The organism is Parabacteroides faecis (assembly GCF_014647375.1).
Classification (GTDB): domain Bacteria; phylum Bacteroidota; class Bacteroidia; order Bacteroidales; family Tannerellaceae; genus Parabacteroides; species Parabacteroides faecis.
Genome location: NZ_BMPB01000004.1, coordinates 44,085 through 68,431 on the forward strand (window position 1 = coordinate 44,085; position 24,347 = coordinate 68,431).

The following is a 24,347-nucleotide window of genomic DNA, read 5'->3' on the forward strand; positions in this document are numbered from 1 at the left end:
ATTAATCTATATTTTTGCGGGGTAAAACAACCTTAGTTCTCCAAGGACTAGGGTTGTTTTGTTTTGTAATGTAAATGATTCAAAGTGTCTGGTTGCCTTGTTTATTCTAGGGGTAAATATTGTGTTGATTTTATTTTTATAAATAATGTTGTGTGTATTGTGATTTTTTTTATATGTTTGCGAGATTCTTGATTGGAGTTTTGGAATATATATTATGAATTCATTTAGTTACAATAGAAAATTTCTTACCATAGGCTGCATCTAAGAGAATAGGTGGGAAGATGTAGCTGTGTTTTTTAACCACGCATTATATTCAGTTGTTTTAATCTTCTAATACATTTATACTATGAAATCAAGTGTCTTATATTTTATATTGATTATGGCTGTTTTAGTTGGCTGTACAAATGATAATGAACCAGTATTGGATCAGGTTATTAATCAAAATGAAGTAAATATCAATCAATTAAAGCAGATAGCAGCAAGTTCCGGCTGGCGTGTTTCTCCGAAAGTGGAGATGGGGGATAGGATAACTCCGTTGACGGAAGGGGAGATAAAGAATTTCCAGGAAGATTTGCAAGAGTATTCTGTTTATCCCAAGATGCAGGAGGAACGAGAGGTCGAAGTGATACCTATTGGGGATCAGTATATATTCATGTTACCATTTACTCCGAAGCTTTTAACAAAGTCTTATTCCGGTGGGTCTGTAATTGTGTATGCGACTTATGGTGAGTGTTTTCTAAATGTTTGTAATCAGGTTGAAATAAAAGTGTGTTATGACTTAGATGAGTATGGCAATATTGTGTATGCTTTCGCTGGTTCAGAATCGTTAATATCTGCAGGTTCTACCTTTTGCCCTTATGGTACTATTCGTTATACAACGGCGTATTATGAGTGCAGTTGGGGAAGTGATACTGTTTCTCTTAAATTATGGCTTAATCGTACAAGGTATGACAACTCTTTTAGTGATAAAGAGCATTTTATGGTAACAGGTTCTGTTAATATTAAAACAGGAACTGCTAATCTAGAGTCTAAGTATGTAGGAAAAGGACTTTGGTCTCCTATTATTACAACACAAAAGTAGTTGATCAAATTGAAGAATTTTTCGACTACTTTTGTTACTACAATAATAAATCTATTCTTTGACTATCATCTCTTTCTCGAAGCGTATAAGTTTGCCATTTTGAGTACCTCCTTCTATAACTACTGAATAAGGACTATCTCCATCTGCCGTGTAAAATTCGACAAATGCTTTCCCTCGTCTATTGGTTTGGATATTAGGATTCCAGTAGATTGTAGTACGTAAATCGTGACTCTCGCTGTTTTTCAGTTGTGGAGTCTCATACTTGGGAGAATAGAAAGCCACCGGTTTCTGATGGCCCAGTAACTGTACTTGTTGTATGTTTTTGGGCATGTAATCGTATGGTTCTGCTTCTTTTTTTAATGTAATGGCGATAAAAGCTGATCCGGTCATAGGGAACCATGCTAATCCTTCTGCGGCTTCTTTGTTGTAGTCGATTTGTTCAATATCTCGTAATTGTAATGTCTCTAATATCATTTTAGCAGTTTGTGTATCATAAATTGGAAATCCATTTAAAATGATCTGAATAGGCTTTGGAATAGGACCTCCTAGTTCCTTTATTTGGAATAAACCTTGTGGTAGAGCTATTAGTCCAGGTAGTCTGGATGCTAAAAATGTGGGAAGCTCTATCATCGAAGACTGTTTAATATCTTCCTCTTTGATGGTTATAGCACTAGGGATACTTTCATAAGGTGTCTTATATACTTTTTTTCTGGCTGTTACCATAACATCTTCCAAGAATATATTACGTATGCCGTTTTCGTATGTCATTCTTCTGTTTGTCTTGTCCAAAAATTCAACTGATGCCGGAAGATCGGAATAGATGTAGTTTGCTGTACATTGGGCGCTATGAGAACGGACAGGCCATATTTGATCGGCTTCCGGAAAGGTTTCCGGGTCGAGTGACAGCAGAACATTCCTGCCATTCTTTTTCGTTGTAGCCTGTATGTTGTAGATGGTACTGTCCGGGAACTCGAAAAAATCGAACTCGAACTTACCGTCTTCTCCGGCATGAATCTCTTCCAAAACCCTTTCTTTTGGGATATGGATTTGTATTTTGGCATTGGCAATCGCTTTGTTGCCGACCAGCCGTTTAACGGAGCCGGTAATTCGTTGGCTGGTTTCGGGGAGGATAGCCGGTTGTTTGTAGTTGGCTGTCAATGCGTTTTCTACATTATATTTTCGCCATCCTTGTGTCAGCATCAACAGGTCCAGTCCCTCTTTGCGTGCGTTATTATCTCCTCGGAAGTACCATCCCGGATCTTCGATATACCCTTTCAAATCGGAAGAAAGCAGGAGAGAGGTGTATATGGTATAGGAGGAATCAGGCAGGATATCGGCATTGTCGGTGACGGCGAGAGAGAAGTTCCCTTGAACAGGTTTACCTTCTACATCTTGTAATGTGATATCCAGACGTACTTTTTCCCTTTGGGTATATGTTTCCTTATCAGTCTGTATATGGGCTGTAACTTGTTTTTCAGATTGAACGAATACCTGGCGTTCGCTGATTATTTGACCTTGTGAAGAAAGTAATAACAGATGTATGATGCCAGGCGAGAATGCCTTCTTGTCGATACTGATCCGATGGGTTTGGCGGAAAGGTTGTACAAACAGCGGGAAACCTCGTTGGTGAATTAGCAAAGTCTGTGTTTCGTCGGTTGCGATTCCGTTGGAGTAAAGGATATTTATATGATAGTCAGAGTAGCTTTCTTCTATATTCAGTGTACTTATGTTCATTTCGGGGGCAGGCAGTTCAAAGCGTTTTTCAACACCGGTTTTAGAGATACACTCTGCATAATACTTTTTACCTGTTTCCGGAATCCAACTGAAGCGTCCCATACCGGCATGTAGCGTTTGGAAAGAGCAGATTTCTTTTCCGGCTTCGTCTTTAACGGTTCCGGTTATGTCTTCAGATAGCCCGTAAGTATTTAGAGCTTTGAAAGCCATTGTCGATGAAACTCCGGCAGGCAGGTTTCCTCCTTCAGGCAGGAAATCGACGTGGTAGTCGTTGGCCGGAAGCGAAACGGGCAGGAACTGCTGGAAGTTTGCTGCTTCCAGTTTGATGACTTTATGTTTATATTTGTCCGGAGATATTTTGAACCGGGATTGTTTTCCCTCTGTCCAGTATTCAATTTTGCCGTTTTCGTCGTAAATGGATACGTTTTCCATTGAAATTTCTTCTTTTGTGAGGGTATTGGTCAGTCCGATCAATCCTTTAATTTGGTTTTGTTGTGGCTTCCCTTCAAAAGTGACGGTTGTTGTCAGAGAGTGGCTGAAAGGGGAAACGATATGTATCGGTTTGCGGAAAAAGTATTCCTCTCCGCTGTTCGTCATGTAACGGGTATAAGCCCTTATGATATATTCTCCGGCAGGGATATCTTCCTCCAATGGCAGATAACCATAAAACAAGCTGTCTTTATCCTCTCTTATTTTGACTCTTGAGACTACGTTCCCAAAAGGATTGATAAGTTCGGAATAGATATAGCGGCTGGTGGTTTCCGGTTGGTTGTTAACAGCATTCACCAGGTATGCCCTAAACCAAATCGTATCACTGCCGGCATATACCGATCTGTCGGTATGTACATGAATTTTTTCGTTAGGGAACAGGCTGCTTTGCTGCCAAAGTCTATTCCTGATAGTATCTGGTGATAAATTGTTCTGGGCAACGGAGGTGAAGGTTGTCAGAGTATATAATATAAGGTATACGGCTTTTTTCATAACATTCTTTATTTGCTGTAAATATGCAAATAAATATTTTATTTGTCACCAATTTACTTATGACATTATAATTTAACCGGAATCTTTAAAGTAAACCGGCTCCCTTTCCCTTCTTCTGACGAGATCAGGATATCGCCTTCCAAACGTTCGGCAATCGTTTTACAGATGGAAAGACCTAAGCCTGTTCCCTGGGCGAATTCGTCTTGTTTATAGAAACGTTCGAATACTTTTTCGATGGCTTCCCGGGAAATGCCGATACCGGAGTCTTCTACATAGATATAGACATTGTTTTCTTCTTTTTTGAATTCATATCCCAGTTTGATATATCCTTGTTTGGTGAATTTTACTGCATTATTGATGAAGTTCGTGATCACTTGGGTAAACCTGAAACGGTCGACATAGACATTGATCTCTGCGGAAGGTGCATCTTTAATAAACTGAATATGCGGGGGAATAAGCAACAGGTGCGTCTGGTAGATTTCGTCGATCAGATCATTTAACCTGAATGTTTCGAAGTCAAATGTCATGCGGCCCGATTCGATACGGGATAGTTCCAGGATATCATTGATCAGTTTTAAAAGCAGATCGCTGTTTTTATTGATCGTGTCTTTGAATGTCTCTTTCTCCTCTGGTGTAAGATCGCTTTCCTCCTGCAGCAGATTGGAAAAGCCGACGATCGCATTTAAAGGAGTCCGTATTTCATGACTCATATTTGCCAGGAAGGCAGATTTCATTTTATTGGCTTCCTCCGCCTTTTCCTGTAAGACCTTCAACCTGTCTTCTTTATCCTTGAACGATTGTATGTTCAGGCACAAACCTATGACAGTCTGTTCAGCGTCAGCCTTATCTTCTCCATGATTATAGCGTAATTCCCACCAGCAATACTCTTTACTATTAAAATTGAACCGACATTGGATGGTCGTTTCTTCCCATATCCCGGCATAAATATCCCGGATGTGGCTACGTAAATGTTCCCGGTCGTCCGGATGTGTTATAGCTAATAAATCCGTAAGAGACATTTCCCTGGGATCGATCTTATTGTCTATAAAGAAATCATCTTCAAAGATAAAACGTCCTTTTTCCAGTTTCCAGGCGTATGTATTACCTCCTTCCAAAGCCAATCGGAGGAAACGCCTTTCCTTGAACAGGTTTGTTTGTATTTGCTTTTTGCGGTTGAACTCCCGTTTATACATGAGAATTAATTGGGCGATAATATATATGATCAGTAGTATGAATAAACTACCCCCGATGATCATCGCTTTATGATAACGTTCATAGAACGGAAGATTATAGATGACGCTGCCTTCCGGTAAATCTCTTTTTTTTATATTGAAACGTCCCATTTCGTTCCAGTCGAAAGCATAGGTTTTGGGACTTTCAATAATGGAATAGTTGGTAGGTGACGCGCCTTGTAAAATATCGGCGGCTCTTTCCGAAACGATATCTGTTTGTATATCCAACGTTGTAAAATATCCTCCGGTAATACCTCTGTCATCATTAAATCCATTATTGATGACAGTGAAATTGGGAACATTCGCCAGGCGGCCTATAGTCAGGACATCAAAGTCGAGGATGATCTGCAGGCATGCCGTATAAGGCTTATTCTGAAAAATGGATAACAAACTCTGGGCCGAAAGATAGGCTGTTTCAGTAGTATATAGAACAGATTTGCCAGGTTCACCAGGGCAAATATCGTCGGGATATTCATTTCTCTTTTGATGAAATAAGCCTATTCGCAAGGTTCTGCCGGTATCTTTGATCTCTTCCTGGATAGCTCTGAACGACTCTCTGCTCATAAAGCGGGCATTCTTGAAAAACAGAATATTGGAAGGACCGTATAATTTCTCTATCAGTTCAATGGTCTTCATGTAGTTGGGTTTATCCCAGAAGCCGGTGAAGTTAGGATGTTGTTTCAGCAAGGACCAGTTAGGAAAGTTTACTCCCGAAAAGACAACGGGCGTAGTCTTTCCCAGCGGGTGGTTGCAAGCCATTAATGTATAGGTAGCCTGGTCGTCGTTGACCAGAATGATATCGGGATTCCAGCTTTTGATAGAATCTAAATAATGATACATACGATCATTTTCTTCTTCCTCATTGTAACGCTCGCAGTCCAGATAAAAAGTCTGTGTGTTTGTCGGGATATTCTTTTTCTCCAGTTTTTCGGCAATCAGGTCGCTAAAACTGGAATATGTAATGAGATCCTCCGTATAAGAATGGAGGATGAGTACTTTATAGGGGGAGTTGCTACCGGCAGCCTCTATATAATCCTTTATTCCAACGGAGAATAAAAGAAAGAACAGCAATATGTGCCAAAAACGTTTCAAGAAATCTTCTATTATTAGCCCTGATAACTGATTAATATGATAACATTACAACAAACAGTGCTATGCCTGCAATAATATAGGACATAACACTGCTGTTCTATTTCTTGTTATGAGTTGGCAAAGATAATTAAAAACCTAATAGAATCAACGCTTATCGGTTCTTTGTTGCTTTTTGTGGGTAATCCGGATACAACAAGTACTTTTTTCGCATTTCTTTATACTTATCCAATTCCGGTTGCCAGCTGTCCCGGATCTCTTGTTCTGATAATCCCCTGACAATCTGATAGCGGAGTTCCTTGGTTCCGGCGAGCAGGTCGAACCATTGCGGGCGGGAGAAAAAGAAAGCCTGTTCATTCCCTGCCTTATTATAGAAATCGAGGAAGAAATGGAGTGTCAACCCTCCTTCAAAAGGGTATTCCCGGAGATCGACGCCATAACATTCTTTGTCCTTCTGTAATGGATTGGTATCAAAGCCGGGTAATGAAACAGGGGTGAATGCAAAATCACCATATTTTCTGTCCGGAAATCCGATAACCTGGAACGGATAATAAGTTCCGCGTCCGATACTGATATTGGTCGCTTCGAAGAAACATAACGACGGGTACAGTCGGATTGACTGGTCGTTCGGCAGGTTGGGAGAAGGCTTGACAGGAAGCCAGTAAGGATCGCCATGCTGCCAGTTTTCCATTTTAACGATATGGAGCTTGCAGCTGTCCGGCGAACTTTTCAACCAACCTTCGCTGTTTATCATCCAGGCCAGTTCTCCGACTGTTAAGCCGTGTAATAATGGAATAGGATCGACACCTACAAACGACTCAAAACCTTTCTGACGGACCGGCCCGTCTACAAAATCATTCGGGTTCGGACGGTCGAGCACGATAAACTCGACGCCATTTTCAGCACAAGCCTCCATGACATAATGCATCGTACTTATATAAGTATAAAAACGGGCACCTACATCCTGGATGTCGAAGACGATAACGTCCAGTCCGCTTAATTGCTCGGCTGTCGGCTTTTTATTTTTTCCATAGATAGAGACGATTGGGACACCCGTTTTCAGGTCGCGGCTGTCTTTTACCTCTTCTCCGGCATCGGCAGTGCCACGGAAACCATGTTCGGGGGCAAATACTTTTTTTACATGGATACCCCGTTCCATCAAAGCATCCAGTAAGTGTTTTTGCTGTTTTTCCAGGATAGATGTCTGGTTCACAACCAATCCGACTTGTTTATCTTTCAATAAGCGGGTGACCACATCCATACGCTCGGCACCCAGAACCAAAGCCCCCTGGGTGGTTGTAGCCTGTAGTTGTGGCATGAGCAGTATGCCGATAAACCAAAGTGTAAGCCTGAAAACTGTTTTCATAATCCGTATCCTACTGTTTTATTGCATGCAAAAGTAGCAAATGTTCGCCTTATTAAAGCTATGAAACGATTAAATGTGTTTATATTTAACATGTTTGCCTTGAACTATCACGCTTCTTTTTATGTTGGATAATTACAAACAAAAAGAATAATCATATGGCAACAAGACTTCCAAAAATCAAAGAAAAAGCGAAAACCGAAGCTTTAGTGTTAGATCATAAAGATGAACGGTATCCTGTGCAACAGGTGGCAACGGATGGTAAAGTGACAAAAAAAGAGGTGAAAGAGGCGGTGAAGGAGATCAATCCCGATTTGAATAGCCTGGGCAGCAGAGGATAGTTTTTATTCGCCGGATAATGATAGTCAATATAAAATATCTGTATCTTCGCAGTCGGATTAAGAATAAAGCGTAGATAAAATGAATCCTATTGATATTATCTCAAAATATTATCCGGTCGGATCGGATGCTTATCATATATTGGTTACCCATAGCCGGAGTGTGACGGATAAAGCATTGTGCCTGGCACACATGCATCCGGAAATGAACCTGGATATCCCTTTTATAGAAGAAGCTGCTATGCTTCATGATATAGGTATCTTTTTGTGTAATGCACCGGAAATAGGTTGCTTTGGCGAGGCCGAATATATCTGTCATGGCTATCTGGGCGCCGATCTGATGCGTAAGGAAGGTTTTCCGCGGCATGCCCTGGTTTGTGAACGGCATACCGGGACCGGTATTACCGCTGCAATGATAGAAGAGAGGCATCTTCCGCTTCCTTCACGTGTAATGGTTCCGGTATCGTTGGAAGAACAACTCATCTGTTTTGCCGATAAGTTTTACAGTAAGACAAAACTGGATAAAGAAAAGCCGGTTGAAAAAGTAAAACAGAGCCTTTCGAAGTATGGAGAGGAGACCGTTATACGTTTTGATAACTGGTGTAAACTCTTTTTAGGGGAATAAAAGCTAAAGGGCTCATTAATTTATTATACATTTGCACGCTGTAACGATTCAGTTGACAGTTGACAGATGACTTCGTTTTCACCTGTCAACTGTCATCTGTCAACTGTCAACTTAATTAATGAGACACAGAGGGCTATTTATCCTATTATATTTCCTCGCCGGGGCTTTGATGATGTATTCGCAGGAGCTGGTTGCCCCGCGGGATACCGTATTGCCTTTAAATGGGGATACGATAGTTCCAGCCGTCACGGACAGTACGGTCCTTGCCGCCGATTCTACCCAGTCCAAAAAGGTCGGGCTCGATGCTCCGGTAGTTTATCAGGCAAAAGACTCTATGGTCATGACTGCCGGAAACTGGGCATATCTGTACGGCGAAGGAGATGTCAAATATCAACAGATCGGGTTGCAGGCTGAGAATATCGAAATGAGCCTGGACAGCAGTCTGGTATTTGCCAAGTTCGGTCTCGACTCCATTGGCGATGAGTTCGGTTATCCCTTGTTTAAAGACGGCGATCAGGAGTACGAATCCAAAACGATGCGTTATAACTTCAATACCAAGAAGGGATATATTACCGATGTGATTACCCAGCAGGGAGAAGGCTTTGTTACTGCCGGACGCACCAAGAAGATGGATGACGATGTACTGAATATGGTGGGGGGTAAATATACCACTTGCGACGAACACGATCATCCTCACTTTTATATCCAGATGACCAAGGCAAAGGTCCGCCCCAAAAAGAATATCGTGACCGGGCCTGTTTATATGGTGATCGAAGATGTTCCGTTGTATCCTATCGGCTTGCCGTTCTGTTTCTTCCCTTTCTCCAGTACCTATTCCTCAGGTGTGATCATGCCGACCTATCAGGACGATTCCCAGCGTGGTTTCGGTTTAAGGGACGGTGGATATTATTTTGCATTGAGCGACTATATCGATCTGGCGGTAACCGGAGAAATCTATACGAAAGGTTCCTGGGGGCTTCAGGCGCAGTCTTCCTATAAAAAGAGATATCTTTTCTCCGGTAATTTCAATGCCGCTTACCAGGTTAGTAAGTTCGGAGATAAAGGGCTGGCCGACTATAGTTTGACGAAGGACTTCCGGATAAACTGGACGCACAGCCAGGACCCTAAGGCGAATCCGTACCGGACATTCTCCGCAAGTGTCAATTTTGCGACTTCCAGCTTCGACCGTAACAGTGCAATGGGTATCTATAACCCGAACACGACGAACAATACAAAAGGTTCCAGTATCAATATCACGCAACGTTTCCCGAACAATCCGCTGACTCTTTCGGCAACCATGAACGTGAACCAGAATTCCAAAGACTCGATGATCTCTGTGACCTTGCCTGACCTGACCATTACTTTGAGCCGTATATTCCCGTTTAAGCGGAAGAATCCGGTAGGTAGAGAACGTTGGTATGAAAAGATATCCATGAGTTATTCCGGATATTTCAGGAATAGTATTACGACAAAAGAAAACCTGTTGTTCAAATCGAATATAATAAAGGATTGGAAGAACTCGATGGAGCATAGCATTCCGGTCAGTGCGACATTTACAGCATTCAAGTATATCAATATCTCTCCTTCGTTCAATTATAAGGAAAGTTGGTATACCAGCAAGATCACAAAGCAATTCGATCCGCAGTTGAATACATTGGTAAACCGCGATACGACTTACGGATTCTATCGTATTTACAATTATAATGCCTCTTTATCTGCCTCTACGACTTTGTATGGTTTTTATAAACCGCTTCCTTTCCTGGGCGATAAAGTACAGATGATCCGTCATCGTTTCGAGCCTTCCGTCAGTATCAGTGCGGCACCCGACTTCGGTGGCAGTATCTTCGGCTTCTATGATCATTATCAGTATATCGATTCCAATGGCGATCCGATCGATTATGTTTATTCACCTTTTGCGCATAATGGTTCTATCCCGAGCGGAAAGCAGGGAAGTTTGAACTTCTCGCTGGATAATAACGTCGAAATGAAGGTCAAGTCGGATGCGGACAGTACCGGTTTTAAAAAGATCAGCCTGATCGATAAATTGTCATTAGGCATGAGCTATAATATGGCGGCGGACTCTTTCAAATGGAGCGACTTATCTGTCGGATTACGTTTGAAGTTCTCAAAAAGTTATACATTGAATCTGAACGGAACATTTGATACCTATACCTATGGTGCGGATAAAAACGGTAAGCCGGTCAGATTGGATATCCCCCGTTGGAAAGCAGGTAAAGGGATCGGCCGTTTGCGTTCGACAGGAACCAGCTTTTCCTATACATTTAATAACGATACGTTCAAGAAGTGGTTCGGTGGAAAGACGGACAGTAATATTCCCGAGGAAAATGCGGGTGACGGCGAACTGGAGAACCTGACAGCAGAAAATCAGGATGGAGAGAATGCCGATGCTGAGGGAACACAGGAAGGCGGACGTTTACGCGGAAAGAAAAAAGATACCGGCGAGTACGATGCCGATGGTTATCTGATCTCTAAGATACCCTGGAGCCTTTCCTTTAATTACAGTATGCAGCTGCGTTATGGCGATTTCGATCCGAACCGGTTGGAGTATAAGTATAAGCTGACCCATGCGTTGAGCTTTAACGGAAATATTCAGCCGACGAAGAACTGGAGTTTTAACTTCAATGCGACATACGATTTCGATAATAAGAAGATTTCGTTCATGACCTGTAACGTGACACGTAACCTGCACTGTTTCCAGATGTCTGCAAGTTTTGTGCCGGTAGGCCCCTACAAATCATATACATTCTCTGTTGCGGTAAGCTCTTCACTGCTGAAAGACTTGAAGTACAACCAGAGCAGCAGCGCCCGTGAAGGACAGGATTGGTATTGATCGGTAGTGCAAAAAGAAATAAAAAAGGCAAGTTCTTCAACCTGCCTTTTTTTGTTATTTTATTACCATTCTATCGGACCTTGTCCTGTGGCTATCAGATAATCATTCGCTTTGCTGAAATGTTTGTTTCCGAAGAATCCCCGGTAAGCGGAGAGGGGAGAAGGATGTGCCGATTTCAGGATCAGATTGCGTGAAGCATCGATCACGGCCCCTTTGCGTTGAGCATATGATCCCCAGAGAATATAAACGATATGGCTGCGTTCTTCCGCCAGGTTTCGGATCACGGCATCAGTGAATGTTTCCCATCCCCGGTTTTGATGTGAGCCTGCCTGATGTGCACGGACCGTCAGGGTGGCGTTCAATAACAGGACACCCTGATCTGCCCAGCGTAAAAGGTTACCGCTTGGGGGCATCGGTTTGCCCAGGTCGCTTTCTATCTCTTTGAAAATATTGATCAGGGAAGGCGGATAAGGTGTTCCGTCCTGCACGGAAAAGCAAAGCCCGTGTGCCTGTCCCGGCTCGTGATAAGGGTCTTGTCCCAGTATGACAACTTTTACTTTATCGAAAGGACAATGCTCGAAAGCATTAAAGATGTAGGGTCCCGGGGGATATACAGTTCCGTGACTGTATTCCTGTTTTACAAAGTTGATCAACTCTTTGAAATAATCTTTTTCAAATTCGGGGGCTAACCGTTCTTTCCAGCTTTGTTCGATCTTTACGTCCATAACTTTAAATTAAATACATTCCTGCAGCACGGGCTTCCTGACGCATTTCTTCCGGCCAGATACTTGCCTGGATTTCGCCGATATGGGCTTTACGCAGATAAAACATACACAACCGACTTTGGCCGATACCGCCTCCGATACTTTGAGGCAGTTCGCCGTTTAAGAGGCGTTTGTGGAAATAGAGTTCTTTTTTCTCTTCTGCATTACATGTCTTCAATTGGCGTAGCAACGCTTCTTTATCTACGCGGATACCCATTGAAGATAGTTCCATCGAGCGGTTCAGGACATCGTCCCAGACAAGCAAGTCACCGTTCAATCCGGTCTGTCCGTTTTCAGCAACAGTCGACCAGTCGTCGTAGTCCGGAGCACGTCCGTCATGTTTCTCCCCGTTGCTTAACTGACATCCGATGCCGATGATGAATACTGCTCCGTATTCTTTGGCAATAGCGTCTTCCCGTTCTTTCGGTGTAAAGGTAGGATATTTTTGCAACAAATCCTCGGAATGTATGAAATGAATCTGCTGTGGAAGTGTCGGTCTTATCTGTGGGAACATTTCGTATACGAGATATTCAGTGCGCACCATGGCGGCATAAATGCGGCGTACCGTCTCTTTCAGAAATTCGATATTGCGTTCTTTAGGACTCATTACCCGTTCCCAGTCCCACTGGTCAACATATAATGAATGCAGGTTCCCCAGTTCTTCATCGGAACGGATAGCATTCATATCTGTATAAATACCGTATCCTTCTTCTATATTATAATCGGCTAAAGTGAGTCGTTTCCATTTAGCCAGTGAATGTACGATCTCGGCTTTAGAATCATTCAGATCTTTGATGGGAAATGTAACAGCTCGCTCCGTTCCGTTCAGGTCATCATTGATACCCATCCCTTTAAGAACGAACAAAGGTGCCGTGACACGACGCAGGCGTAACTCCGAAGACAGGTTTTGCTGGAAAAAGTCTTTGATCTTCTTGATTCCCATTTCTGTTTGAGACAGGTTTAGCAAAGCCTTATATCCCGCAGGTTTAATTAAATAGCTCATATACTTGTTGTGCTTTGTGTTTGTTAAATATGAGTCGCAAAGATAATGATTAATGGCAAAATAGCAATGTTTATGCCTTTTTTATTTGCAAAATGGCAGTATATATGCTGAAGTGTGTTGCAAAATATCAAAACTTATGTTGTAGGGCAGAAAAAAGAAAGATAGATAAAACTCTTCGGCCGTTCGTTTGGTTTCTTCCGATATTATATTTACTTTTGCCCCGTCTTTGGCCTGGTAGCTTAGTGAATAGAGCGTCAGATTCCGGTTCTGAAGGTCGAGGGTTTGAATCCCTCCCGGGTCACGATTAAAGTATTTTTGTAAAAGTCGATACCTCGCAAAGGGATATCGGCTTTTATTTTTTATATGTGTATCAAGATGTTATATACCTCAAAGTTTAATTGAGCGACTGAACATCTTTTGTTCAGCTAAAGTAATATAGGGTTAATTCCCATCCTTCCCACCTAACCTCTGAAATGTTTTTTGAAGTAGCAAAGATCATATATAATCTTTATGATACTGGCAGCATCGTTAACTTCTGCATTTTCTTAGTTATAAACTCCTTTATTTGTAATCGTAAAATACCTGTTTACTAATACAAAGCTACCTATCTTTTAATTTTTTGACCTAGGTAGTAAAGCTTTTTGACCTAGGTGGTAAACGTTTTCTACCTGGGTGATAAACGTTTTTGACCTAGGTCAAAAATATGAAATAAAGGCATCTTTGAATTAGGAACCAGTTGTTTTGTAGTTAGAAGGCTATTGGGTTACAAGGAGTGGAAGCAATGAACATTTCTTAATTCCTTTTGTTTTATATATAGTTATTAATCTATGTAAAAACAAAATAATATGTTGGCGATATACAGATTTTTATTCCCGTCTAAACCGGACGGCACAGCTATTTCACTGTTGTTATTAGCATTACGTATCCTTTTCGGAGGGTTATTGTTGTCTCATGGTATCCAGAAATGGACTAACTTTACAGAGATGTCTGCTGTTTTTCCCGATCCGCTGGGGGTTGGTAGTCAGGTGTCGTTAGGACTGGCTATTTTTGGAGAGTTGGCTTGTTCGATTGGTTTCATCTTCGGTGCGCTGTATCGTTTGGCGATGATCCCGATGATTTTTACCATGTGTATGGCCTTCTTCGTTATTCATGGCAATGATGCGTTTGCTGTAAAAGAGTTGGCATTCATTTATCTGGTTGTCTTTATATTGATGTATATTACCGGTCCGGGTAAATTTTCGATAGACCGGATGATATCGATACCGCTATCGAAGAAGAGAAGGTAAAAATCAGACGATGCAGATTAGGGTTACGATCCCTTGTTTTGCCGGATAGGTAATATTAGTAGACTACATTCTTTTGCGTTTGTATGTATCTGGATTATGGTATTCTGTGTGATCCATCCTTCAAGGAGCCGATCACACGGATAAGTTTTACTGCAATAATCGATATAATGAATAAGTTCCGTTGTATCGTCGAGAAAAAGAAATGCTCCTTTGCATATCTTGTTGCGATCAAATAAACAAGTCAGTGTGGAAGACTCAAACCGGACTTCCAGGCTGGTTTCTTTTTGGGCTTTAAATATATAATGTTTTTCATTCTGCTCTCTGTCAACAAAAACCGTTTTTACAAAACTAAGGGGTTTATTGATTGCGAGGCATCCCAGGGTTATTTGCTCTGCATAATTCCTATTGTTCTTTTGAGTCATATTATTGTCTGTTTAAAAATGATAGGCAAAGGAATAAAATACAAGTCCAATGGTCTATTAAGTAATCCTATCTTTTATCAAATATTGGATTGATATTATTTCGAGGTTTTGTCTGATGATATTATTTCATTAAATAAAATATTATCCAGATTAATACTTACTTTTGCAATAGGTAAATCATATACAATTAATTAAATTATGGAGGCAACAGCAAAAAGGAGCAATCATGGAGCGAATACACGTCGTTGGAGAGAATGGCGCAATATCAATCAAGATGTATTGGCTGAGCAGATTGGTGTATCACAGGCTACATTATCCGGTTATGAGAAAAGGGATAAATTGGAGCCTGATATTTTAGCAAAGATAGCTGAGGCTTTAAACATTCCAGTTGAAGCAATTACAGAGATGGAAGAAGGTGCATCTATTAATATTGTTGCAAATACATTTGATAATCAATCCTCTGCTGTTAATTGGTGTCCGACTTTCAACCCTATCGATAAAATAGTCGAACTTTATGATAAACTTCTGGAAGCAGAAAAGGAAAAGGTTGCGATGTTGCAAGAAGTTTTAAGGGATAAAAGATAGGCTTTATGTTGGGATGATGAAAGATGCTGATAATGAGCCTGTATAGATCGTGTTTTGGTAAACCTGCTGAACGTCCAGGTCATCACTACAAGCGACAAGGCAAAAAAGGAGGCAAGTATGCAGCTGCATACAAACTGCCGAATTCATGAAATTGACCGCATCGTTACTAACTCCGACTGACAGGTCGAACACTGCCGGCACAAAGAGAAAAATGATCAGAAAGAGATAGAATGTCTCCATAATTGCTTGTTATGTATTTGGTTGCAAAGGTCTGAAACAAATATTGCGCAATAAGGACATAGATGTTACAAGTCGAACTATACCCACACAGAAACAGTTGAATAAAAAAATAATGTTATCGAACTAAGGGATTTTCTTTATATTCGCGACTCTTATTATAAGAACATTGTTAATCTTGCTCACACTTGGGAGAGAATCGGGACGATATCATACAGTGGGTTTGTGAAATGGCCTTATCGAATTCGCAGACCGCTCTAAAATCGCTTTACATGGCCTATTTCGGTCCGCTAATGCGATTTACGGGCATGTATGTCTCATCGCCGGCAGAAGCCGAAGAGATTGTTTCCGATACCTTCTTAGCTATCTGGGACAACCGCAAGCAACTTCCCGGTATCTCCAATTTCGATTCTTACATTTATACGGTAGCCCGCCACAAAGCGATCAGCTATTATCGTAAACAGCACATGGAGCAGGTATCGCTGGACGAAATCTCCATCGACCTTTTCACCTCGACCGAAACGACTCCCGAAGAGGAGCTTATCAGCCAGGAAGGGATCCGCCGCCTGAACCTGGCGATCGACTCGCTGCCCGCTAAATGCAAGATGGCTTTCAAACTCGTCCGCGAAGACAAGCTCAAATATAAAGAAGTGGCTGCCATCCTCGACATCTCCGTCAAAACACTGGAAGCACACTTGGCGAATGCCGTCCGCAAACTGCGGGAAACACTTGCCGACGATTGCATCTGAAAAGCAACACTCCGGCAGGAAACAAAAGTTCCATTAAGTGAAATTTTTTATCTTTTTCTCATTTCGACTAAGGGGATTCTCATTTCCCTGCGACTATACATATAGAAACACACAGAATGGAAAACAGAATAAACCATATAATCGCACGTGTCCTGAGTGGAGAAAGTTCTTCGGATGACATCCTTTCGCTAAGCGAATGGCTGAACGAAAACGAAAAGAACCGGGACGAATTCCGACGGCTCAAGAATTATTGGGATGCGGATGTCGCTTTCAAACATTCCGTCGCCCCTGCTTTCTCGGCCGACAAACTGCAACAAAAGATCAATGTACAAAAGAGGCAGACTTTCCGGCGGCAATTATGGAGAAACGCCATTCCACTAATTGCCGCTGCCTGTTTGCTTTTCATTTTCTCAACAGGCTTTTTCCTTTATAATACAAATGACCGTACATCCGAATACTACACCTTGCTGACGGACGAACATAAGTCTAACTTCACGATGGAAGACGGAACCGTCATCACATTGAACAAGAACAGCCGCCTAAGCTATTCCGACAAATACGGAAAAGACAGCCGCAGCGTCAAATTGGAAGGTGAAGCCTATTTCGAAGTGGCAAAAGATTCAGGCAAGCCCTTCCAAATAGAGATGAACGGTGCCTCTATCACCGTATTGGGCACGCACTTCAACGTGAAAGCAGATGCAGAATCCGACGATATCACAGCAACCCTAGTGGAAGGTTCCATCCGTTTCGAAGGTGCAAAACAAAATATCGTGATGACTCCGAACCAGCAACTAACTTTTAGCCGGTCGACAAACAAGGTTGATGTCAAACATGTTGATACAGATTCTTTTACTTCTTGGAAAGACGGTCTGTTGAAATATAAATCGATTCCGTTCATCGAACTTATCAAAGAGCTGCAGAGTACTTATAAAGTAGAAATCCAGATCGACAGTCAGGAACTGAAAAAAACAGCCGTGACCGTCTCCGGGACTTTCAGTCAAGAACAAAGCATCGAGCAGATCCTAAAAGTCATTTCCCGTAGCCTACCTATCCGGTGGCACAATAGCGACGGAGTTTATTACATACAATATGCAACACTTAAAAGATAATGCCTATGAAGTAGCACCAGTGTTAACCTTAATAAACCGGTCATACCTAAGAATACAACCGGTTTAAAATCATTAAATTTAATTTTCCGCTTCGTCCGCTCCGCGACCAAACATTGTGGATGAAGCGAATTATCAATCTTTAAATCAGTACAAAAATATGGAAAATGTTTCGTATTACAAGTCTTTCTTACCCAAAGGTTTAAAAAAACTTTTTATAATTATGAGAATCACGATCATCTTACTATTCGTGGCTCTGTTTCAAACCGTAGCTGTGGAATCGTCTTATTCCCAGTCTGCAACTATATCACTCAAAGCAGAGCAAATATCCCTTACGGATCTATTCACCCAAATAGAAAAGCAAAGCGAATTTCTTTTCTTTTATGTGGATGAAGAAGTTAAAAACGTACAGGTTAGCGTCCAAGTAAAAAGTCGTTCAATCGACGATGTTTTAACACTGGCTTTGGCCAAAACAGATTTGACTTATAAGATCAATGATCGTAACATCAACATTATCCGCAAAAACTATGCTATCCAACAACAAACCAAACGCATTACAGGTAAAGTTATTGACAGTAATGGCGAACCAATTATCGGAGCTAATGTGGTGGAGAAAGGTACTACTAATGGATCTATCACTGATCTTGAAGGTACCTTCAAGATCAGTGTGGCATCAAATGCCACACTATCTATATCGTATATTGGATATAAATCAACAGATATAAAAATAGACACACGCAGTTCATATGAGATCATACTTAACGAAGACTCTGAAGCATTGGACGAAATTGTTGTAATTGGCTACGGTACAGCGCGCAAGATTGACTTGACCGGTTCAACATCTTCTTTAGGTGGTGATAAACTTAGAATGAAAAGTACACCCCAACTTTCCAGCCAGCTACAAGGACAAATGGCCGGTGTACAGATCACACGTTCCAGCGGTGACCCATCAGCCGGAGCAACCATCCGTGTGCGCGGTATTACGACCATGTCAACTAATGATCCATTGGTAATCGTGGACGGTGTACCAGGAACTCTTACAGATATCGCTCCTGAAGATGTAAAAGACATCCAAGTATTGAAAGACGCTGCTTCAGCAGCTATTTATGGTTCACGTGCAGCTGCCGGTGTTATTTTGGTTACAACCAAACGTGCCAAAAATAAGGAATTCCATCTTTCATATAATGGAGAATATGGCATCAATACACCAACAACCAAACCTAAATTTGCCAATGCAGTACAATGGATGAAAGGACTTAACGAATTAGCATTCAATGATGGAGCTTCTTCTCCTCATTCATTGTATTCGGAAGATGTAATCAACAACTATGCACAACTGCGCGCCGAGGATCCTGATCGCTATGCAGACACAGATTTTATGGATTTAGGTCTAAAAAGTAGCACACATCACCAACGTCATTCTCTCTCACTTAGTGGTGGTACCGATAAGTTGAAAACGAACTTCAGCTTTAACTATTATGATTCAGAAGCTCTTATTAATACAAAAAACTATGAACGTTTTAACATCCGAACTAATAATGACTATACAATCAATAGCTGGATCCATGCAAATGTAGACTTGAACCTGCTTTATTCTAATGCAACTGAACCACATGCTAGTATCGGTGAACTGATGGAGCGTGCACCAATCTATAATGCTTACTGGTCAGACGGACGCTTTGCCGATGGTAAAGATGGTGATAACCCTATTGCTCAGCGTGAATTAAGTGGATCAATGAAAAAGCAAAACTATCGGGTTGGTGGAAAATTGCAATTAGATCTTACTCCTATAGAAGGACTGACTCTAACAGCAATCGTTGCCCCTCAATACTCTTTCTATAAGGGAAAAGATCATAAAAAAAGGTATGAGGTCTACCGGATTACTGGTGATCCGATTCCCGGAACCTTTTATTCTTCAACCAGTCTTAGCGAAAGTCGTAACGATAATCATAGTTTAACAAAGCAGTTTTACGCAAACTATAAACTACAATTAAAACGCCATTCTATCGGACTAATGGCCGGTTACGAAGATTATTCTTACAAATGGGAAGAAGAAGGTGCTTCACGTACTAACTATAGTTTGGTAAATTTCCCTTATTTGAATTTAGGTCCTGAAGATTATCAATTTAATAGTGGAAAAGCTGGACATAATGCCTATCGTTCGTTCTTCGGTCGTATCATGTACTCATGGGCGGATCGCTATATACTACAAGCTAATATCCGTTCCGATGGCTCCTCCCGTTTTGCTGATGGTCATCGTTGGGGTACGTTCCCATCTGTCAGCGCTGGATGGGTCATCTCTGAAGAGCCCTGGTTTAATAAGAGTGTTATCGATTTACTAAAACTACGTGGTTCTATCGGACAATTAGGAAATGAACGTATTGGTTCAGAATTCCCATATCAAGCCAAATTGACATTCGGTACAGGTTTTATACCTAATGCTTCTACTGGAGTTTCCGATGTTGTACAGACAGCGTACCAGACAGATTACGCATTCAAAAACCTGACATGGGAAACTACTACTACTTATGGTATTGGTGCAGATATAACTTTGTTGAACAACAGACTACGTGGTTCAATTGATTACTATTACAAAAAGACAACAGATATGTTAATGGAAGTAGGATTTCCTTCCTATTTCGGTTATAATGCACCACAAAACAATGCAGCCGACATGAACACACGAGGTTGGGATCTTGAACTATCATGGAGTGACCAAATTAACGACTTCCGTTACGGCGTAAGTTTCAACCTATCCGATTATCGTTCAAAAATGGGATACATGGCAGATAGACAGAAAATCGACGATAACAAGATTATTGAAGAAGGTTCCTACTATAATGAATGGTATGGTTACAAAAGTATGGGAATTATCTTAAACGAAGCAGCCATGTTAGACGAAAATGGTAATAAGATTCCCGTTCTGACCAACAATGATAAAGCCGGTAATATTCGTTACCAAGACATTGATGGTGATGGTAAAATTACTGCATCTAACGACCGTGTACGTTTAGGTAACTCTCTGCCAGAAATGCAATACGGCGGCTCTCTTTGGGCTGAATGGAAAGGAATTGATTTCAATTTATCATTCCAAGGTATCGGGCATCAATTATCTTATTGGTCATGGCCTGGTACACCATTCAATTACCAAGCATACGCCTGCCCGCTGAATCTAATCGAAAGCCATTGGAACCCAACAGCTACAGACGCAGAAAACGCTAATGCGAAATATCCAAAGTTAACAACCAATAGTGCTAATATTTATGCCAAAAGCGACTTTTATCTTTTCAACGGAGCTTATATGCGTATCAAAAACATTACATTAGGGTACACACTTCCGTCTGAAATCACAAAGAAGTTCTTTGTCAATAAATTGCGAGTCTATTTCAGCGCAAACGATTTACCTGCTTTCTCTAAATATCCCGAAGGATATGATCCAGAATGGAATCGTAGCGGTGATTTGCTCTTATCTTCTTATATTTTTGGTTTGAATGTCTCATTTTAAATAAAGAATCTTATTATGAATAGAATAAGTAAATATATATTTACCGGAATAATAGCACTAAATATGGCCTCTTGTGCCGACCTCGATCTAAATCCATTATCAGAGGGAGCTAGTGAAAATTGGTATCACGATGAAACCGAAATAGAAATGGCACTCAATGACTTATGGCGACCTGATTTCTTTCCTATCGATGGAATGGAATGGGACGATGACATTCTAAATCGTGATGGCTCTAACGAAATCACATTAGGAACAGTAACATCCCAATGGGGAACATCCTCTACTCGTTGGACATCTCATTACAAATCGATTGTACGTGCTTTAAAAATAATCCAAGCATTAGATGATGGAACTGCAAACGGATTGACGGAAGAGAAAATCAATCAATACAAAGGAGAAGCATACTTCATGACTGGATTTGCTTATTGTGCATTAGCTACTTATTATGGAGATTGCGTTTTAAATAAAGGCATGACATTAGAAGAAGCATATAAAGCTGTTCGCTCACCTAAAAGTGAAGTGTTAGCCTATGCTTTTGAATGTTTAGATAAAGCCGTTGAATATTTGCCAACATCTTATACGGGGCAACAAAGGCCAACCAAAGGAGCTGCCCTCGGTTTTAAAGCTCGCTTTGCACTTTTTCATGAAGATTGGAAAACAGCTATTCAGGCAGCTGAAGAATGTATGAATTTAGAAGTTTATCAACTACATGACAATTACAGTGAACTTTTTAAAGCAAACAGTTCCCCTGAACTTATGTTCTATTTTAAAGGAGATTTAACTTTAAAAAAAGGATATGGCTTTTTTGGTGATGTTGGTAGCTATGTTATCCGTAAAATAGGTGGCACTACAAGCAGAAGTCCGTCTCTGGAACTATTCTGTTCCTATACATGCATAGATGGTCTACCTATAGATAAATCCCCACTCTATAATTCAAAAGATCCTTTTGCAAATCGTGACCCACGTCTAGCGATGACTATTCAACCATTTAAAACTAAATATTCTGCTGATTATGTTGAATATGAGCAATCAAAAGTAGACGGAACATTTAAAGAAAAATATCCAGACTACATTACGTTAGGTTATGAATACAACCCTAATCCTTATGCAAATAAAGTATACGAAGTCTCATCTGGACAGATGGTAATCAGCACAGATTCGAAGGCATCCAACCAACATTCAGCATACAATGGATTACTCCTGCGTAAATTTGTAAAAGACAATTGGAAAGATTTTAAAAATTACGGTAGAGTCTCGGATAACTGTTATCCTTACTTACGCTATGCAGAAGTATTAATGACCTATATCGAAGCTAAAAATGAATTAGGTGAATGTACACAAGAAGATTTGGATAAGACTATCAATTTAATACGTGAACGTGCCTATCGGGGTAGTGGAATTACTTATCCCCGTGTTAAAGTTGCATCACAAGAAGCCTTACGAAAAATCATTTGTATGGAACGTCGTTCAGAATTTGCATTCGAAGGAATTCGTTATCGTGATTTGCTCCGTTGGCGTATCGCCGAAAAATCACATAACAAACCAATGTACTATCTTTCACGTGCTTGGTCCAACTCTGCCAATTGGAATGGTTTGACTGGCAGCGAGTCGAATATTGAGTTGTCTGCTGATTTCATGGTTTTACTAAAAAATTGGGATAAAGGTAATTATCCAATCGGCGGTATACCTGTAATTGACAAAGACGGTCTACCCGACCTCTCTCCTATGGAAACAGCTGGATATATCACTACATTCTATAAAATGTCATTTGATCCGAAAAAAAATTATCTATGGCCTATCCCTGCCAACGATATTTTAGTTAATGACAAATTAACACAGAACGAGGGTTATTAATCAATACATTCGAACTATTTTTATACCTTGGCTATAATAGCAATCTTTACAAAAGATATTGTTCAGATTATAGCCGAGGTATTTAATTTTTAATTTTATTCTGCACACAGTAAAACACTATCATATATTCATCACTCATGAAAAGAAGAAATTTTATCCATAATCTAAGCTCTTTAGGATTAGCCTCTGTTACTTTTGGAGCTTCCGTCACTGCAAAAGCAATGGAAACACCGAAAGAACATTATTCATTCGGTAAACTTAAAATTCCCTGTTCCAATGAATATGAGGTCATTGTTGTCGGAGGTGGTCCTTCTGGATGTGCTGCTGCCACAGCTGCTGCACGCGAAGGTGCTAAAACGTTATTGATAGAGGGAACTGGAGCCCTCGGCGGTATGGGAACTTCTGGATTGTTAAATGCTTGGTGTCCCTTTACTGATGGCAAACAAATAATCTATAAAGGTATCGCAGAAAAAGTTTTTACCGAATCAAAAAAAGGGGTACCTCATATCCGTTACAACGATTGGGTTCCCATCAACGGAGAATATCTGAAAATAGTGTATGATGATTTAGTAACTTCTGCTGGTGTTACAGTTCTGTTCTTCTCCAGTATGGCCGCCGTTGAAATGAAACGAAAAGGAGTCGTCGATGCGATCTTTGTGGCTAATAAATCCGGTTTATCAGCGTATAAAGCAAACGTTTTTATCGATTGTACAGGAGATGGAGATCTGGCAGCACGAGCTGGTGCTGATTTTGTAATGGGAGATAAAGCTGGTGCTGTACAAGAAGGAACGCTATGTTTTACAGTCGGGAATATTGACCCATATGAATTTTCTTTGATCGGTAACAATGTCCTCAGCACAAACAAGAAAAGTCCGATCCATTCAATTTTTGGGAATCCGAAATATCCATTGGTAAAGGATAAACACATGAACGACAAGATCATTGGACCGGGATTTTTAGGATTCAATGCCGGTCACGTAACAGTCGACAGTACTGATCCACGCTCTCTGAGTGATGCTATGATAAAAGGACGAAAATTAGTCCGTCAACTGCATGAAGGATTAGTAGAGTTTGCTCCTAAACCTTTCGCTGCTTCATTTTTAGCAAGTACAGCCAACTTAATGGGAATCAGAGAAAGTCGCCGAATCAAATGCGATTATACATTCACCGTAGATGATTGGCTGGCTCGTCGTGAATTTGAAGATGGAATCGGTAGGAATTGTTACTATATCGATGTACATAAAGAAAATGCGAATCACTACCCTCGTTACAAAAAAGGTGAATCACATGGAATTCCATTCCGCTGCTTGACTCCGATCGGTCTTAAAAACGTTATGGTAGCAGGTCGATGCATTTCAACAGATTCATACGCACACGGCAGCCTGCGTGTGATGCCGCCTTCATTAGTAACAGGTGAAGCCGCCGGAATTGCAGCAGGACAAATTTGCAAGTCGCAATCACCAGATGTTCATAATGTAGATATTCAGCGATTAAGAAAACGTTTACAAGAAGTAGGGCAATTAATTTAAGAAACGATTCATT

General features: G+C 40.9%; 18 protein-coding genes and 1 tRNA gene. 12 read left to right on the top strand and 7 right to left on the bottom strand.

Annotated features, from left to right (window positions below; genetic code table 11):
• The first annotated feature begins 346 nt into the window (after positions 1-346).
• The gene (locus IEY67_RS06380) at positions 347-1,081 is read left to right on the top strand and encodes a hypothetical protein (protein WP_183668798.1); all 735 of its coding nucleotides are present in this window, start codon (positions 347-349) and stop codon (positions 1,079-1,081) included.
• A 51-nt stretch (positions 1,082-1,132) separates the two neighbouring features.
• Here the strand turns inward: IEY67_RS06380 and IEY67_RS25125 are convergent, their stop codons facing one another.
• The 3 genes from IEY67_RS25125 to IEY67_RS06395 form a co-directional block, all read right to left on the bottom strand.
• Positions 1,133-3,796: an alpha-2-macroglobulin family protein gene (locus IEY67_RS25125; protein ID WP_229800975.1), complete on the bottom strand. Its 2,664-nt coding sequence runs from the start codon at positions 3,794-3,796 to the stop codon at positions 1,133-1,135.
• 65 nt (positions 3,797-3,861) lie between these two features.
• Positions 3,862-6,120, bottom strand: coding sequence for a sensor histidine kinase (locus IEY67_RS06390; protein WP_183668800.1), 2,259 nt, complete (start codon positions 6,118-6,120; stop codon positions 3,862-3,864).
• 151 nt (positions 6,121-6,271) lie between these two features.
• Positions 6,272-7,483, bottom strand: coding sequence for an exo-beta-N-acetylmuramidase NamZ family protein (locus IEY67_RS06395; RefSeq protein WP_122354732.1), 1,212 nt, complete (start codon positions 7,481-7,483; stop codon positions 6,272-6,274).
• Between the two features lie 155 nt (positions 7,484-7,638).
• Between IEY67_RS06395 and IEY67_RS06400 the strand changes: the two genes are divergently transcribed.
• The 3 genes from IEY67_RS06400 (at position 7,639) to IEY67_RS06410 (ending at position 11,294) form a co-directional block, all read left to right on the top strand.
• Positions 7,639-7,821: a hypothetical protein gene (locus tag IEY67_RS06400; RefSeq protein WP_122354735.1), complete on the top strand. Its 183-nt coding sequence runs from the start codon at positions 7,639-7,641 to the stop codon at positions 7,819-7,821.
• Between the two features lie 79 nt (positions 7,822-7,900).
• Positions 7,901-8,443 carry an HD domain-containing protein gene (locus IEY67_RS06405; protein ID WP_183668802.1) on the top strand — a complete coding sequence of 181 codons (543 nt, stop codon included), beginning with the start codon at positions 7,901-7,903 and terminating at the stop codon, positions 8,441-8,443.
• A 118-nt stretch (positions 8,444-8,561) separates the two neighbouring features.
• The gene (locus IEY67_RS06410; RefSeq protein ID WP_122373555.1) at positions 8,562-11,294 is read left to right on the top strand and encodes a putative LPS assembly protein LptD; all 2,733 of its coding nucleotides are present in this window, start codon (positions 8,562-8,564) and stop codon (positions 11,292-11,294) included.
• A gap of 62 nt (positions 11,295-11,356) precedes the next feature.
• Here the strand turns inward: IEY67_RS06410 and ung are convergent, their stop codons facing one another.
• On the bottom strand, positions 11,357-12,019 hold the full coding sequence (gene ung / locus IEY67_RS06415; protein WP_122354741.1) for a uracil-DNA glycosylase: 663 nt from the start codon (positions 12,017-12,019) through the stop codon (positions 11,357-11,359).
• Between the two features lie 4 nt (positions 12,020-12,023).
• A complete protein-coding gene (asnA, locus tag IEY67_RS06420; RefSeq protein WP_122373553.1) occupies positions 12,024-13,061 on the bottom strand; it encodes an aspartate--ammonia ligase in 1,038 nt (345 codons plus the stop codon).
• A gap of 228 nt (positions 13,062-13,289) precedes the next feature.
• On the opposite strand from asnA, the gene IEY67_RS06425 reads away from it, so the two are divergent.
• Together IEY67_RS06425 and IEY67_RS06430 are read left to right on the top strand one after the other, a co-directional pair.
• Positions 13,290-13,362: transfer RNA gene (locus IEY67_RS06425), tRNA-Arg, on the top strand.
• Between the two features lie 544 nt (positions 13,363-13,906).
• Positions 13,907-14,347, top strand: coding sequence for a DoxX family protein (locus IEY67_RS06430; protein ID WP_122354745.1), 441 nt, complete (start codon positions 13,907-13,909; stop codon positions 14,345-14,347).
• 23 nt (positions 14,348-14,370) lie between these two features.
• On the opposite strand, the gene IEY67_RS06435 is transcribed toward IEY67_RS06430, so the two are convergent.
• Positions 14,371-14,769, bottom strand: coding sequence for a hypothetical protein (locus IEY67_RS06435; protein WP_122354747.1), 399 nt, complete (start codon positions 14,767-14,769; stop codon positions 14,371-14,373).
• Positions 14,770-14,967: 198 nt separating this feature from the next.
• Between IEY67_RS06435 and IEY67_RS06440 the strand changes: the two genes are divergently transcribed.
• Positions 14,968-15,354 (top strand): helix-turn-helix domain-containing protein, encoded by a 387-nt coding sequence (locus IEY67_RS06440; protein ID WP_183668804.1) that lies wholly within the window; start codon positions 14,968-14,970, stop codon positions 15,352-15,354.
• A 3-nt stretch (positions 15,355-15,357) separates the two neighbouring features.
• Here IEY67_RS06440 and IEY67_RS06445 read toward each other — a convergent pair whose 3' ends face one another.
• Positions 15,358-15,594, bottom strand: a complete 237-nt coding sequence (locus IEY67_RS06445; RefSeq protein WP_183668806.1) for a hypothetical protein — start codon at positions 15,592-15,594, stop codon at positions 15,358-15,360.
• Between the two features lie 227 nt (positions 15,595-15,821).
• Between IEY67_RS06445 and IEY67_RS06450 the strand changes: the two genes are divergently transcribed.
• The 5 genes from IEY67_RS06450 (at position 15,822) to IEY67_RS06470 (ending at position 24,334) form a co-directional block, all read left to right on the top strand.
• Positions 15,822-16,340 (top strand): RNA polymerase sigma-70 factor, encoded by a 519-nt coding sequence (locus IEY67_RS06450; RefSeq protein WP_229800976.1) that lies wholly within the window; start codon positions 15,822-15,824, stop codon positions 16,338-16,340.
• A 116-nt stretch (positions 16,341-16,456) separates the two neighbouring features.
• Positions 16,457-17,449: a FecR family protein gene (locus tag IEY67_RS06455; RefSeq protein ID WP_183668808.1), complete on the top strand. Its 993-nt coding sequence runs from the start codon at positions 16,457-16,459 to the stop codon at positions 17,447-17,449.
• A 157-nt stretch (positions 17,450-17,606) separates the two neighbouring features.
• The gene (locus tag IEY67_RS06460; protein WP_183669108.1) at positions 17,607-20,951 is read left to right on the top strand and encodes a TonB-dependent receptor; all 3,345 of its coding nucleotides are present in this window, start codon (positions 17,607-17,609) and stop codon (positions 20,949-20,951) included.
• A 15-nt stretch (positions 20,952-20,966) separates the two neighbouring features.
• Positions 20,967-22,805 (top strand): RagB/SusD family nutrient uptake outer membrane protein, encoded by a 1,839-nt coding sequence (locus IEY67_RS06465; protein ID WP_183668810.1) that lies wholly within the window; start codon positions 20,967-20,969, stop codon positions 22,803-22,805.
• 137 nt (positions 22,806-22,942) lie between these two features.
• The gene (locus IEY67_RS06470; protein ID WP_183668812.1) at positions 22,943-24,334 is read left to right on the top strand and encodes an FAD-dependent oxidoreductase; all 1,392 of its coding nucleotides are present in this window, start codon (positions 22,943-22,945) and stop codon (positions 24,332-24,334) included.
• The last annotated feature ends 13 nt before the right edge of the window (positions 24,335-24,347 follow it).